At 67.9% G+C, this 12914-nt stretch carries 13 protein-coding genes; 9 read left to right on the plus strand and 4 right to left on the minus strand.

All coding sequences use genetic code 11. The annotated features are described in order from the left end of the window. Positions 1-209: 209 nt before the first annotated feature. Positions 210-1826 carry an L-aspartate oxidase gene (nadB, locus tag ACXI0U_RS16240; RefSeq protein ID WP_184487802.1) on the plus strand — a complete coding sequence of 539 codons (1617 nt, stop codon included), beginning with the start codon at positions 210-212 and terminating at the stop codon, positions 1824-1826. Here the strand turns inward: nadB and ACXI0U_RS16245 are convergent. Continuing rightward, positions 1795-2247 carry a protein YgfX gene (locus ACXI0U_RS16245; RefSeq protein ID WP_479550572.1) on the minus strand — a complete coding sequence of 151 codons (453 nt, stop codon included), beginning with the start codon at positions 2245-2247 and terminating at the stop codon, positions 1795-1797. The two genes, nadB and ACXI0U_RS16245, sit on opposite strands and share 32 nt — an antisense overlap. Continuing rightward, complete coding sequence (locus ACXI0U_RS16250) at positions 2231-2485, minus strand: FAD assembly factor SdhE (RefSeq protein ID WP_021221246.1); 255 nt, start codon at positions 2483-2485, stop codon at positions 2231-2233. Before ACXI0U_RS16250 ends, ACXI0U_RS16245 begins: the two co-directional genes overlap by 17 nt. Positions 2486-2605: 120 nt before the next feature. Between ACXI0U_RS16250 and ygfZ the strand changes: the two genes are divergently transcribed. The 3 genes from ygfZ (at position 2606) to ACXI0U_RS16265 (ending at position 5248) form a co-directional block, all read left to right on the plus strand. Then, complete coding sequence (ygfZ, locus tag ACXI0U_RS16255) at positions 2606-3547, plus strand: CAF17-like 4Fe-4S cluster assembly/insertion protein YgfZ (RefSeq protein ID WP_479550573.1); 942 nt, start codon at positions 2606-2608, stop codon at positions 3545-3547. A 38-nt stretch (positions 3548-3585) separates the two neighbouring features. Continuing rightward, positions 3586-4422: an HDOD domain-containing protein gene (locus tag ACXI0U_RS16260; protein WP_263403663.1), complete on the plus strand. Its 837-nt coding sequence runs from the start codon at positions 3586-3588 to the stop codon at positions 4420-4422. A 70-nt stretch (positions 4423-4492) separates the two neighbouring features. After that, positions 4493-5248, plus strand: a complete 756-nt coding sequence (locus tag ACXI0U_RS16265) for a substrate-binding periplasmic protein (RefSeq protein ID WP_479550574.1) — start codon at positions 4493-4495, stop codon at positions 5246-5248. Here the strand turns inward: ACXI0U_RS16265 and ACXI0U_RS16270 are convergent. Then, positions 5245-6630 carry a sensor histidine kinase gene (locus ACXI0U_RS16270; RefSeq protein ID WP_021221250.1) on the minus strand — a complete coding sequence of 462 codons (1386 nt, stop codon included), beginning with the start codon at positions 6628-6630 and terminating at the stop codon, positions 5245-5247. The genes ACXI0U_RS16265 and ACXI0U_RS16270 overlap by 4 nt on opposite strands. Beyond that, the gene (locus ACXI0U_RS16275; RefSeq protein WP_021221251.1) at positions 6623-7294 is read right to left on the minus strand and encodes a response regulator; all 672 of its coding nucleotides are present in this window, start codon (positions 7292-7294) and stop codon (positions 6623-6625) included. Before ACXI0U_RS16275 ends, ACXI0U_RS16270 begins: the two co-directional genes overlap by 8 nt. Positions 7295-7497: 203 nt before the next feature. Here ACXI0U_RS16275 and ACXI0U_RS16280 point away from each other — a divergent pair, with 203 nt between their 5' ends. The 5 genes from ACXI0U_RS16280 (at position 7498) to ACXI0U_RS16300 (ending at position 12843) form a co-directional block, all read left to right on the plus strand. Continuing rightward, positions 7498-8763, plus strand: a complete 1266-nt coding sequence (locus ACXI0U_RS16280; protein ID WP_479550575.1) for an OprD family porin — start codon at positions 7498-7500, stop codon at positions 8761-8763. A gap of 31 nt (positions 8764-8794) precedes the next feature. Beyond that, positions 8795-9772: a Bug family tripartite tricarboxylate transporter substrate binding protein gene (locus tag ACXI0U_RS16285; RefSeq protein ID WP_184487796.1), complete on the plus strand. Its 978-nt coding sequence runs from the start codon at positions 8795-8797 to the stop codon at positions 9770-9772. A gap of 72 nt (positions 9773-9844) precedes the next feature. Then, entirely contained in the window at positions 9845-10300 is a 456-nt protein-coding gene (locus tag ACXI0U_RS16290; RefSeq protein ID WP_479550576.1) for a tripartite tricarboxylate transporter TctB family protein, read from the plus strand. Positions 10301-10304: 4 nt separating this feature from the next. After that, positions 10305-11819 carry a tripartite tricarboxylate transporter permease gene (locus tag ACXI0U_RS16295; protein WP_021221255.1) on the plus strand — a complete coding sequence of 505 codons (1515 nt, stop codon included), beginning with the start codon at positions 10305-10307 and terminating at the stop codon, positions 11817-11819. Next, positions 11812-12843, plus strand: a complete 1032-nt coding sequence (locus tag ACXI0U_RS16300) for an AbrB family transcriptional regulator (protein ID WP_479550577.1) — start codon at positions 11812-11814, stop codon at positions 12841-12843. Before ACXI0U_RS16295 ends, ACXI0U_RS16300 begins: the two co-directional genes overlap by 8 nt. Positions 12844-12914 lie beyond the last annotated feature (71 nt).

A 12914-nucleotide genomic window follows, 5' to 3' on the forward strand; every position in this document is an offset into this window, starting at 1 on the left:
GCGGATAATTTTTCGCCTGATTTGCCGCTGCCTGGAGCGCAAGAAGCGCACCGCGGCACAACTCAGCAAGCATGTCATCTCATGTGCGACGGAAGTAAGAAACCATGAGGACTAAGAAAGTTCCCAGGATTCTCTACCGGACATAAGCCCGCTATTGTGCCGCCCACCCCCTCTATATACTAGTGGCCGCATTTTCGCGGGAACCCGACATGAGCCAACACTTTCAGCACGACGTCCTGGTGATCGGCAGCGGTGCGGCCGGCCTCACTTTGGCGCTGACGTTACCCGCGCACCTGCGCATTGCTGTCCTGAGTAAAGGTGACCTTTCCAACGGGTCAACCTATTGGGCCCAGGGCGGTGTCGCGGCGGTTCTGGACGACACCGATACGGTGGACTCCCATGTCGAGGACACTCTCGTCGCCGGCGCCGGACTCTGCCGCGAAGACGCCGTGCGCTTCACCGTGGAAAACAGCCGCCAGGCCATCCAGTGGCTGATCGACCAGGGCGTGCCCTTCACCCGCGATGACGAACATGACCGCGAGGACGGTGGCTTCGAATTCCACCTCACCCGCGAAGGCGGCCACAGCCACCGGCGAATCATCCATGCCGCCGACGCCACCGGCGCCGCCATCTTCAATACCCTGCTGGCCCAGGCCCGCCAACGCCCGAACATCGAGCTGCTGGAACAGCGCGTCGCCGTCGACCTGATCACCGAGCGCAAGCTCGGCCTGGATGGCCACCGTTGCCTCGGCGCCTATGTGCTCAACCGCGCCAGCGGCGAGGTCGACACCTACGGCGCGCGCTTCACCGCCCTCGCCTCCGGCGGCGCGGCCAAGGTCTACCTCTATACCAGCAACCCCGACGGCGCCTGTGGCGACGGCATCGCCATGGCCTGGCGCGCCGGCTGCCGGGTGGGCAACCTGGAGTTCAACCAGTTCCACCCCACCTGCCTCTACCACCCACAGGCCAAGAGCTTCCTCATCACCGAAGCCGTGCGCGGCGAAGGCGGCCTGCTCAAGCTGCCCAACGGCGAACGTTTCATGCAGCGCTTCGACCCGCGCGCCGAACTGGCCCCGCGCGACATCGTCGCCCGCGCCATCGACCACGAGATGAAGCGCCTGGGCATCGACTGCGTCTACCTGGACATCAGCCACAAGCCCGCCGAGTTCGTCAAAAACCACTTCCCCACCGTTTATGAGCGCTGCCTGGATTTCGGCATCGACATCACCCGCCAGCCCATCCCGGTGGTGCCCGCAGCCCACTACACCTGCGGTGGCGTGGTGGTGGACAAGGACGGCCACACCGACATCCCCGGCCTCTATGCCATCGGCGAAACCAGCTTCACCGGCCTGCACGGCGCCAACCGCATGGCCAGCAACTCGCTGCTGGAATGCTTCGTCTACGCCCGCGCCGCCGCCCAGGACATGCTCGCCCAGTTCGACGCCATTCCCCTACCCGCCAGCCTGCCGGCCTGGGACGCCAGCCAGGTCACCGACTCAGACGAGGACGTGATCATTGCGCACAACTGGGACGAACTGCGGCGATTCATGTGGGACTACGTCGGCATCGTGCGCACCAACAAGCGCCTGCAGCGCGCCCAGCACCGGGTGCGCCTGCTGCTCAGCGAGATCGACGAGTTCTACAGCAACTACAAGGTCAGCCGCGACCTGATCGAGCTGCGCAACCTGGCCCAGGTCGCCGAGTTGATGATCGAATCGGCCATGCAGCGCCGCGAGAGCCGTGGCCTGCACTACACGCTCGACTACCCCGAGCAGTTGGCCGAAGCCCGCGACACTATCCTGGCGCCGTCCATCTATGGCGATTGAAACGCAGGTGCATGCGCAAGCGCCTGTGGCTCTCGCCATCCAGTGAATCGGCGGGGATGCACAGTCCCCGCCCGATCAACGCCCCTTCGCAGCGATAGACCAGCAGCACCGCCATCGGCAGCGCCAGGCTGTCGGGGCTCAGGTGCACGGGAAACCATTCGCCATCGTGGCGCCGCAGCCGCCAGCCATCGGCGTCCAGGCGCAGGCCTCGCACGGAAGAGGAGCGGGCCAGCAGCACATGGCGCGGCAGCACCCAGCCGGCATGGGCCAGGCAGGCGAGAACGCCCAGCAACCGCGCCCACACGGGCAGGTCAGCGCAGGCCACGGCCACCAACGCCAGGGAAAACAGGGACAGGTAGAGCACCAGCAGGCGCCGCGACGGGCGCCAGTGGCATTCGAAGGTGCTACTTCGGCTGGACACGGTCCAGGATCATTTTCACGATGTAGCGCAGGTCGGCGTCTTCCGGCTCGCCGCGCTGCATGAACCAGCCGAACATGTCCTGGTCTTCGCATTCGAGCAGCTTGCGGAAGCGCGCCTGATCCTCCTCGCCGAGGCTCGGGTAGACCTCCCGGACGAAAGGTACCAGCAGCACATCGAGTTCCAGCATGCCGCGACGGCTGTGCCAGAAGAGTCGGTTCAGTTCAGTTGCGTCGGCCATCAGAGCGCCTCCAGGAATGAGGGCGGCAGTATAACGGCCCGAGCGGCATGCGGCACCCGCTGACAACGGGGATGCCGGGCTCTATCATGACGCTCCGGACCTCAATTCCTGCGATATCCAATGGCCGACTCAGCATTCTTCTGCCCGCTCACCCACGAAGGCCTGCTCGCCGTCCGTGGCGTGGACGCCGCCAAGTTCCTCCAGGGCCAGGTCACCTGCAACCTCGCCTACCTCGACGACAAGACCGCCAGCCTCGGCGCCCGCTGCACCCCCAAGGGCCGCATGGTCTCCAGCTTCCGCATTCTTTCCGAAGGCGACGGCTACCTGCTGGCGCTCGACGCTGCCCTGCTGGATGCACAACTGGCCGACCTGAAAAAGTACGCCGTGTTCTCCAAGTCCACCCTCGCCGATGAAAGCAGCGACTGGGTGCGCTTCGGCCTCGCCGGTGGTGACGCCGTGCTGCAAGGCCTAGGCCTCGAACTGCCGCCGGAAGCCGACAGCCTGGCCCGCGCCGACGGCCTGATCGCCCTGCGCCTGTCCGATGGCCGCAGCGAACTCTGGGCACCGCGTGGCCAGGCCGACGCCCTGCACGCGCGCCTCGCCGCCGACCTGCCCGAGGCGCCGCTGGACGCCTGGCTGCTCGGCCAGGTCCGCGCCGGCATCGGCCAGGTCTTCGCCGCCACCCGCGAGCTGTTCATCCCGCAGATGATCAACCTCCAGGCGGTCGGTGGCGTCAGCTTCAAGAAGGGCTGCTACACCGGGCAGGAAATCGTCGCCCGCATGCAGTACCTGGGCAAACTCAAGCGCCGCCTGCAGCGCCTTGCCCTGCCCGCCGGGGAACGCCCGCAGCCGGGCGCCGAACTCTTCTCCCCGGTGCACCAGAGCAGCGTGGGCGAAGTGGTGCTGGCGGCCCCGGCAGAAAACGGATTCGAATTGCTCGCCGTGCTCCAGGAAGATGCGGTGAATGACGGACGGATCCACCTGGGTGCGGCCGATGGCCCCGCCCTGACTCTGCTGAACCTGCCTTACGTACTGGATGCCGACCGCGAGATTCAGCGGTAGACAGCACCGACCCGTCCCCTTTTTCCAAGAGAGCATCCATGAGCAAACTCGCAGAACGCGTCCAGCAAGAACTGATCAGCGCCATCGACAACGACGAGCTGGTCCTGCCGACCCTCCCCGAGGTCGCCCTCAAGGTGCGCGAAGCCGCCGAGGACCCGGACGTCAGCATCCCCGCCCTGTCGAAGGTGATCGGCAACGATGCCGCCCTCACCGCGCGCATCATCAAGGTGGTCAACAGCCCGCTGCTGCGCACCAACAAGGAAATCACCGACCTGCAGATGGCCATCAGCCGCCTGGGGATCAACTACACCTGCAACCTGGCCACCGGCCTAGCCATGGAGCAGATGTTCCAGGCCACCTCCGACGTGGTCGACCGCAAGATGCGCGAAGTGTGGAACAAAAGCACCGAGATCGCCGGCATCTGCCACGTACTCTGCCGCCACTACACCCGCCTCGCCCCGGACCAGGCGACCCTGGCCGGCCTGGTGCACCAGATCGGCGTGCTGCCGATCCTCACCTACGCCGAGGAGCACTACGAGCTGCTGGCCGACTCCATCAGCCTCAACCACGTGATCGAGCGCATCCACCCGGTCATCGGCGACCGCATCCTGCGCGCCTGGGAATTCCCCGAGCCGATCGCCCAGGTGCCGAGCCAGTTCCTCGACTTCACCCGCAACTCGCCCAAGGTCGACTACGTCGATATCGTCCAGGTCGCCACCCTGCAGAGCTACCTCGGCAGCGAGCACCCCTACACCCAGCTGGACTGGAGCCAGATCCCGGCGTTCGCCAAGCTGGGCCTCGACCCGCAGGTGGACATGCAGGCCGACGAGGACCTCTCCGCCGCCATGGAAGCGGCCATGGGCATGCTGCAGTAATACGGCGGTAACGCGCATCCGCGAAAACCCCACTAGACTCCGGGCATTCCGGAGTTCAAGGATGTAACGGATGCGCACCCTCCTCCTGTTCCTCTCCCTCTGCCTGGGCGGCCTCTGCACCGCCCAGGAGCTGCGCCTCACCAACGGTGAATGGGCGCCCTATCTCGGCGAGAAGCTGCCCTACCAGGGCGTCGCCTCGCGCATCGTCGCCGAAGCCTTCGCCTTGGAAGGGATCGACGTGCGCTGGGAGTTCTACCCCTGGGCCCGGGCCCTGCGCCTGGCCGAGCGCGGCGAACGCGACGGTAGCGCGGTCTGGCTACGCAGCCCCGAGCGCGACCAGCACTTCTTCGTCAGCGAACCGGTGATCGAAAGCGGCTACTACCTGTTCCACCGCAAGGACCTGCCGCTCGACTGGCAACAGGTCGACGACCTCGCCCAGCTGCGCTTCGGCGCCACCCTCGGCTACGACTATGGCGAAGCCTTCCAGCGTGCCGAACGCGAGGGCCGCCTCAAGGTGCAGCGCCTGCCCAGCGAGGAACAGAGCCTGCGCATGCTGCTGGCCGGGCGCATCGACGTGTTCCCGGTGGACAAGATCGTCGCCATCGCCATGCTCCAGGACAACTTCACCAGCGCCGAGCGTGCTCGTGTCAGCTTCCATGCCCGCCCGCTGCGCAGCGACTCCCTGCACCTGCTGCTGTCGCGCACCGACCCGGCCAATGCCGAACGCATCACGCGCTTCAACCGGGGCCTGGCACGCCTGCGCGAGAGCGGCAAGGTCGCCCGCTACCTGCTCGAAGCCCAACAACCGCTGAGCATGCTGCCCTAGGCCGGCGGAAAGCTGACTCGCACCCGCAAGCCACCCGAGGCGCCGTCATGCAGGCTGATGTCCGCCAGGTGCGCCCGGCAGATTTCCCCGACTATCGCCAGGCCCAGCCCCGCGCCACTGACCTGCGGCGATCGCCGGTAGAAGCGCTCGAACACCTTGTCGCGGTCCTCGGCGGGGATGCCGCTGCCATCGTCCTCCACCTCCAGCACAGCCGGCGCGAGCACCCGCAGGGTCACATTGCCGCCCTTGGGCGTGTGGGCCAGGGCGTTGTCCACCAAGTTGCTGAGCAGTTCGTTGAGCAGCGTCGGCTCGCCCATCACCCAGGCCATGTCCTCCGCCTCCAGGGCCAGGGCGATGCCCCGCGCATGGGCCAGCGGCGCCAGGGCCATACCCAGCTCGCGGGCCAGGGCGCCCAGTTCGATGCGCTCGGCCCCTCCCTCGGCGATGGCCCGCGCGCCGCTCTCGATGCGCGCCAGGGACAACAGCTGGTTGGCCAGATGGGTCAGCCGGTCGGTGTTGGCGGCGGTGTCCTCCAGGGTGCGATACCACTGCGCGGGCTCCCGCTCGCGCAACCCCAGCTCCACCCGAGCCTTTAGCGCCGCCAGCGGCGTGCGCAATTCGTGGGAGGCATCGGCGATAAAGTCGGCCTGGCGCTGGAACAAGCCGCGCAGACGCTCGGTGAACTGGTTCAGTGCATCCACCAGTGGCTTCAGCTCGGTCTGCACCGCCACCACCGGCAGTGGCCGCAGGTCGTCGGCCTGGCGCTCTTCCACGGCATTGCGCAGCTGGTTCAGCGGGCGCAGGGCGGCGCTCACCACCAGCCACACCAGGGCCAGGGCCGCCAGCGACATCACTGCCAGGCGCCACAGGCTGTCCACCAGCAGGCCGCGGGCGAGGCGCTCGCGGGCCTCCTCGGTCTCGGCCACGCGGATCTCCGCCATGCCGTTGATGCTCTCCTCGCTCACCGGCCGCAGCAGGCTCACCACGCGCACGTCCACGCCGTCGTAACGGGCATCGTAGAAACGCGCCAGGGCCGGGTAATCATCGGTACGTGGCGTGCCCTTCGGTGGGCCGGGCAGGTTCTCGTAGCCGGAAACCAGTTTCCCCTCGATATCGGTCACCTGGTAGAAGATCCGCCCCGCGCTGTCGTAGGCGAAGGTGTCCAGCGCCACATAGGGCACATCGGCCTTGAGCCGGCCATCCGCCTCGTAAAGCCCAGCGGAGATGGCCCGCGCCGAGGCCAGCAACGTGCGGTCATAGGCGGTGTCGGCGGCATCGCGGGCGCTCCAGTAGGCGCTCATGCTGACGATCACCAGCAGCACCGCCAGCAGCGCCGCCAGGCGCCGCAGCAGCCGCCCCCGCAAGCTGCCGGCTTCACGCATCCTGGTGTTCCAGCAGGTAGCCCAGGCCACGGAAGGTGACGATGCGCACCGCGCTGCCTTCGAGCTTCTTGCGCAGGCGGTGGATGTAGATCTCGATGGCGTCGGGGCTGGCGTCCTGGTCCAGGCCGAACACCTGGGACGCCAGCTGCTCCTTGCTCATCACCCGACCGGGCCGGGCGATCAGCACCTCCAGCACCGCCTGCTCGCGGGACGTCAGGGTCAGCACCTCGTCGTCCAGGCTGAAGCGCCGCGTGCCCAGGTCATAGAGCAGGGGCCCGCAGCGCTGCTGCTGCTCGCCGCCGAGCACGCTGCGCCGCAACAGCGCCTTGACCCGCGCCTCCAGCTCGGTGAGCTCGAAGGGCTTGGCCAGGTAGTCGTCCGCTCCCAGGTTGAGGCCGTGCACCCGGTCCTTCACCTCGCCGCGCGCGGTCAGCATCAGCACCGGCAGGGTCTTGCCGCGCCCGCGCAGGCGCGCCAGCACCTCGAAACCGTCCAGGCGCGGCAGCCCGACGTCGAGCACCGCCAGGGCGTAGTCCTCGCTGGCCAGGGCCAGGTCGGCAGCCACGCCGTCGTGCAGCACGTCCACCGTCCAGCCCACGGCCTTGAAGGCCTGGGCGATGCTCTCGGCCAGTTGGGGGTGGTCTTCGACCAGCAGGATTCGCAAGGCGGGGGTACTCCGGAGAACGGCGATCGGGCTGAAGTGTAACGGCCCGAAAGCCGCTGTGAATGGCACGCGGGATTTCTTTCACGCTGAAAGGCTGGCGAAAGTTTCACCCCCTAGCATCCGGCCAGGGTGGCAAGAACCACCCACAGACGCAGGCTCATGGTCGGGCCCGCGCTAACAAAAACAAGAATTGGAGACCAACGATGCTCACTGCCTCCCGGCAGGCGCTGCCGCCTGTTCGCACCCTCACCCTAGCCATCGCCGGCTGCACCCTGGCCCCCTTCGCCCAGGCTGACTTCATCAAGGACAGCACGGCGACCCTCGAAGCCCGCAACATCTACCTGAACCGCGACTTCCGCGATGGCGACGGCCAGTCCCGCCGCGACGAATGGGCCCAGGGTTTCATCCTCAACATCGAATCCGGCTACACCGAAGGCACCGTCGGCTTCGGCCTGGACGCCCTCGGCATGCTCGGCATCAAGCTCGACTCCGGTCGCGGCCAGAGCGGCACCGACCTGCTGCCGGTGCAGGACGACGGCGGCACCCCGGACGAATACGGCAAGCTCGGCCTCACCGCCAAGGTGCGTTTCTCCAAGAGCGAGCTGCGCCTGGGCAGCCACATCCCCGAGCTGCCGGTGGTCAAGGCCAGCGACAGCCGCATCCTGCCCCAGGTGTTCGAGGGCGGCCTGCTGACCTCCAAGGAACTCGACGGCCTGACCTTCAACGGTGGCCGCCTGCGCGAGGTCAAGGACCGCGCCTCGACCAACTCCGAAGACCTCGCCCTGAATAACAAGAACCGCCGCTTCGCCAGCGGTGCCAGCGGCTCGCACTTCGACCTGGCCGGCGCCGACTACGCCTTCAGCAAGCAGCTCACCGGGCGCTACTACTTCGCCGAACTGGACGACGTCTACCGCCAGCACTTCTTCGGCCTGCTGGCCAGCCAGCCCCTGGGCAGCGGCACCCTCAGCGCCGACCTGCGCTACGCCATCAGCGACGACAGCGGCCGCGCCGACGCCGGCAAGGTGGACAACCGCGCCCTCAACGGCATGCTCAGCTACGGCCAGGGCAGCCACAAGGTCGGCCTCGGCTACCAGCGCATGAGCGGCGACACCGGCTTCGCCTACATCGATGGCACCGACCCCTTCCTCGTCAACTTCGTGCAGATCAACGACTTCGCCAACGCCGACCAGCGTTCCTGGCAGGCCCGCTACGACCTGGACTTCGCCGCCCTGGGCGTGCCCGGCCTGAGCTTCATGACCCGCTACATCACCAGCGACAACGCCGAGGTCACCAACAGCGCCGAGGAAGGCCGCGAGTGGGAGCGCGACGTCGAGTTCAAGTACGTGGTGCAGAGCGGCACGCTCAAGGACCTCACCTTCCGCGCCCGCCACGCCGGCTTCCGTTCCAACTTCGCCCGTGACGCGGACGAGCTGCGCCTGATCGTCAGCTACGCCCTGCCGATCTGGTGATCCACAATAAGACTCCACAGGAGAACCCCCGATGAAGATCGCCCTCACCCGCCTCGCCCTCGCCGCATCCTGCCTGCTGCTCTCCAGCCAGCTGCTGGCCGAGCCCAAGCGCCCCGAGTGCATCGCCCCGGCCGCGCCCGGCGGCGGCTTCGACCTCACCTGCAAGCTGGCCCAGAGCGCTCTGATGGACGCCAAGCTGCTGAGCAAGCCGATGCGCGTCACCTACATGCCCGGCGGCGTCGGCGCGGTGGCCTACAACGCCGTGGTCGCCCAGCGCCCCGGTGACGCCGGCACCCTCACCGCCTGGTCCAGTGGCTCGCTGCTCAACCTCGCCCAGGGCAAGTTCGGCCGCTTCGACGAGAATGCCGTGCGCTGGCTGGCCGGCATCGGCACCAGCTATGGCGCCATCGCCGTGCGCAACGACTCGCCCTACAAGAACCTCGACGACCTGGTCAAAGCCCTCAAGGCCGATCCGGGCAAGGTGGTGATCGGCTCCTCCGGCACCGTCGGCAGCCAGGACTGGATGCAGACCGCGCTGCTGGCCAAGGCCGCCGGCATCGACCCGCGCAACCTGCGCTACGTGGCCCTGGAAGGCGGCGGCGAAATCGCCACCGCGCTGCTCGGCGGGCACATCCAGGTGGGCAGTACCGACATCTCCGACTCCATGCCGCACATCCTCGCCGGCAACATGCGCATCCTCGCCGTGCTCTCCGACGAGCGCCTGCCGGGTGAGGACAAGGCCAACATCCCCACCGCCAAGGAACAGGGCTACGACATCAGCTGGCCGGTGGTGCGCGGCTTCTACCTCGGGCCCAAGGTCAGCGACGAGGACTACGCCTGGTGGAAGGCCGCCTTCGACCAGCTGCTGGCCTCCGAGGACTTCGCCAAGCTGCGCGACCAGCGCGAGCTGTTCCCCTTCGCCATGACCGGCCCGGAACTGGACGCCTACGTGAAAACGCGCGTCGCCCAGTACAAGCAGATGGCCCAGGAATTCGGCCTGACCCAATAAGGCTCACCGCCACAGCCGGCTGAGCGCCCCGCCAGCCGGCCCTCCGCGCCTTCGATCCGCGAGGAATTCACCATGCTTTTTCAACGCCTGTTCAGTCTGGGCTGGCTCGCTGCATGCCTGTTTTTTGCCGTGCTGGCCTGGAACTACCACGCTGCCTTCTCCTACGAGCCGGTCGGCCCGCGCGCCTTCCCCCTGCTGATGCTGGGGCTGATGGGTGCCGCACTGCTCTGGCTGACCCTGCGCCCCACCCCGGTGGCGCACACGCACGACGAGCAGCCGCTGGACGCCGCCAGCCTGCGCAAGGTGGCCGCCTGCACCGCGCTGCTGCTGGTCTACGCCGGGCTCTTCGAGCCGCTGGGCTTCATCCTCTCCAGCAGCCTCGTCGGCGTCTTCATGGCGCGCCTCTACGGCGGCCGCTGGCTGCCCAGTGCCATCGCCGCGCTGCTGATCAGCGTCGGCCTCTACCTGCTGTTCGACAAGACCCTCGACGTGCCGCTGCCGCTGGGCGTCCTCGACTTCCTGGAGTGATGACATGGAAACCTTGAGCTACCTGGGCCAGGGCTTCGGCGTTGCCCTTTCCCCCTACAACCTGGTCACCGCGCTGGTGGGCACCCTGATCGGCACCATCGTCGGCCTGCTGCCGGGCCTCGGCCCGATCAACGGCGTGGCCCTGCTGATCCCCGTCGCCTTCGCCCTCGGCCTGCCGCCGGAGTCGGCGCTGATCCTCCTCGCCGCCGTCTACCTGGGCTGCGAATACGGTGGGCGCATCAGCTCCATCCTGCTCAACATCCCCGGTGAAGCCTCCACCGTGATGACCACCCTCGACGGCTACCCCATGGCCCGCCAGGGCCTGGCCGGTGTGGCCCTGTCGCTGTCGGCCTGGAGTTCCTTCATCGGCGCCTTCATCGCCACCTGCGGCATGGTGCTGTTCGCCCCGCTGCTGGCCAAGTGGGCTATCGCCTTCGGCCCGGCGGAGTACTTCGTGCTCATGGTCTTCGCCATCGTCGCCCTGGGCGGCATGGCCGGCGACCGGCCGATGAAGACCTTCATCGCCGCCCTGCTCGGCCTGTTCCTCTCCACCATCGGCATCGACGCCAACAGCGGCGTGTACCGCTTCACCTTCGACAGCATCCACGTCGCCGACGGCATCCAGTTCGTGGTGCTGGTGCTGGGCCTGTTCTCGGTGAGCGAGATCCTCCTGCTGCTGGAGAAGACCCACCATGGCCACGTTGCGGTGAAGGCCACCGGGCGCATGCTGTTCAACGTCAAGGAGGCCGCTTCGGTGGCCGTGGTCAACCTGCGCTGCGGGGTCATGGGCTTCATCCTCGGCGTGCTGCCGGGTGCTGGCGCCACCCTGGCCAGCGCCGTGGCCTACATGACCGAGAAGAAGCTGGCCGGCGACAGCGGCACGTTCGGCAAGGGCGACATGCGCGGCCTGGCGGCACCGGAAACGGCCATCGGCGCCTCCGCCTGCGGCGCCATGGTGCCGATGCTGACCCTCGGCGTTCCCGGCTCCGGCACCACCGCGGTGATGATCGGCGCGCTGACGCTCTACAACATCACCCCCGGCCCGATGCTGTTCCAGCAGCAACCGGACATCGTCTGGGGCCTGATCGCCTCGCTGTTCATCGCCAACCTCATGCTGGTGATCCTCAACATCCCGATGATCCGGCTGTTCACCCGCATCCTCAACGTGCCCAACTGGGTGCTGGTGCCGGTGATCGCCATCATCACCTCCATCGGCGTCTACGCCGTGCACGCCACCACCTTCGACCTGTTCCTGATGGTCGCCATCGGCATCTTCGGCTACATCCTGCGCAAGCTGGACTTCCCCCTCTCGCCGCTGCTGCTGGGCTTCATCCTCGGCGGGCTGATGGAGCAGAACCTGCGCCGTGCGCTGTCAATCTCCAACGGTGAGCTGGGCATCCTCTGGTCCAGCCCCATCACCCTCGGCACCTGGGCCCTGGTGCTGGTGATGCTGGCCCTGCCGCTGGTGCGCATCTGGCGCCGCCGCAGCGCCCAGCGCAAGGCCCTGGCCGGTGCCTGAGGGCTGGCGCGCCTGGTGGGCGACCCCGCTGGTGGGCGCGGTGGGCGGGCTGCTGGCCAGCCTCGCCCACTGGCCGCTGCCCTGGATGATCGGCGCCCTGGTGGCGGTCATCCTGTTCCGCTGCACCACCTCCTGGCAGATCCGTGATCTGCCAGGAGGCCGCAAGACCGGGCAATGGATCATCGGCATCGGCATCGGCCTGCACTTCTCCCCCGCCGTGGTGGAGCAGGTGCTGGCGCACTTCTGGCTGATCCTCTTCGGCGCCCTGTTCACCACCCTCTCCAGCGCCGCCGCCGTGTGGCTGCTGCGGCGCACCGGGGAAGACCCGGCCACCGCCTTCTTCTCCAGCATGCCCGGCGGCTCGGGGGAGATGGTCAACCTCGGCCTGCGCAACGGCGCCTCCCCCAGCCGCGTGGCGGCCGGGCAGAGCCTGCGCGTGGTGGCCGTGGTGCTCTGCGTGCCGGCGGTGTTCAAGCTGCTGCTGGGCGACGGCCCGGCGCTGCACCCGGTCGCCCCGGTGGATTGGGCCTGGCTGGCCCTGCTGGTGCCCGCCGGCGGCCTGCTGGCGCTGCTCTGGCAACGCCTGCGCCAGCCCAACCCCTGGCTGTTCGGACCGCTGCTGGTCAGCGCCACCGCCAGCATCCTCTACGACCTGCACCTGGGCCTGCCCCCCGGCGCCAGCCAGGTCGGCCAGTTGCTGATCGGCAGCGGCCTGGGCTGCCACTTCGATCGCGCCTTCTTCCGCCGCGCCCCCAGCTTCCTCGCCCGCACTTTGCTGGGCACCGCGCTGATGATCGGCGCCGCCACCCTCTGCGCCCTTGGCCTGGGCTGGCTCACCGCCCTGGACATACGCTCGCTGACCCTGGGCATGATGCCCGGCGGCATCGCCGAGATGAGCCTCACCGCCGAGACCCTGCAGCTCTCCGTCCCCCTGGTCACCGCCCTGCAGGTGCTGCGCCTGCTGCTGGTGCTGTTCCTCGCCGAACCCATCTACCGCCGCTGGCGCCAGCGCGCCCGCCCGTAGTTGGTGCCGAGCGCAGCGAGGCCTGATCGCGAATGAATTGGCTCTGTCTGCGTTAGCTGTTGTGGTTTTAA

The sequence above is a fragment of the Pseudomonas sp. C9D1 genome (genome assembly GCF_056491235.1).

What these genes read in the sequence shown, in the direction of transcription:
- ACXI0U_RS16250 (WP_021221246.1), bottom strand. Translation starts at nt 2,485, where the DNA reads ATGGCCGACGCAACTGAACTGAACCGACTCTTCTGGCACAGCCGTCGC.
- ACXI0U_RS16285 (WP_184487796.1), top strand. Translation starts at nt 8,795, where the DNA reads ATGAAGATCGCCCTCACCCGCCTCGCCCTCGCCGCATCCTGCCTGCTG.
- ygfZ (WP_479550573.1), top strand. Translation starts at nt 2,606, where the DNA reads ATGGCCGACTCAGCATTCTTCTGCCCGCTCACCCACGAAGGCCTGCTC.
- ACXI0U_RS16295 (WP_021221255.1), top strand. Translation starts at nt 10,305, where the DNA reads ATGGAAACCTTGAGCTACCTGGGCCAGGGCTTCGGCGTTGCCCTTTCC.
- ACXI0U_RS16270 (WP_021221250.1), bottom strand. Translation starts at nt 6,630, where the DNA reads ATGCGTGAAGCCGGCAGCTTGCGGGGGCGGCTGCTGCGGCGCCTGGCG.
- ACXI0U_RS16265 (WP_479550574.1), top strand. Translation starts at nt 4,493, where the DNA reads ATGCGCACCCTCCTCCTGTTCCTCTCCCTCTGCCTGGGCGGCCTCTGC.
- ACXI0U_RS16280 (WP_479550575.1), top strand. Translation starts at nt 7,498, where the DNA reads ATGCTCACTGCCTCCCGGCAGGCGCTGCCGCCTGTTCGCACCCTCACC.
- ACXI0U_RS16290 (WP_479550576.1), top strand. Translation starts at nt 9,845, where the DNA reads ATGCTTTTTCAACGCCTGTTCAGTCTGGGCTGGCTCGCTGCATGCCTG.
- nadB (WP_184487802.1), top strand. Translation starts at nt 210, where the DNA reads ATGAGCCAACACTTTCAGCACGACGTCCTGGTGATCGGCAGCGGTGCG.
- ACXI0U_RS16260 (WP_263403663.1), top strand. Translation starts at nt 3,586, where the DNA reads ATGAGCAAACTCGCAGAACGCGTCCAGCAAGAACTGATCAGCGCCATC.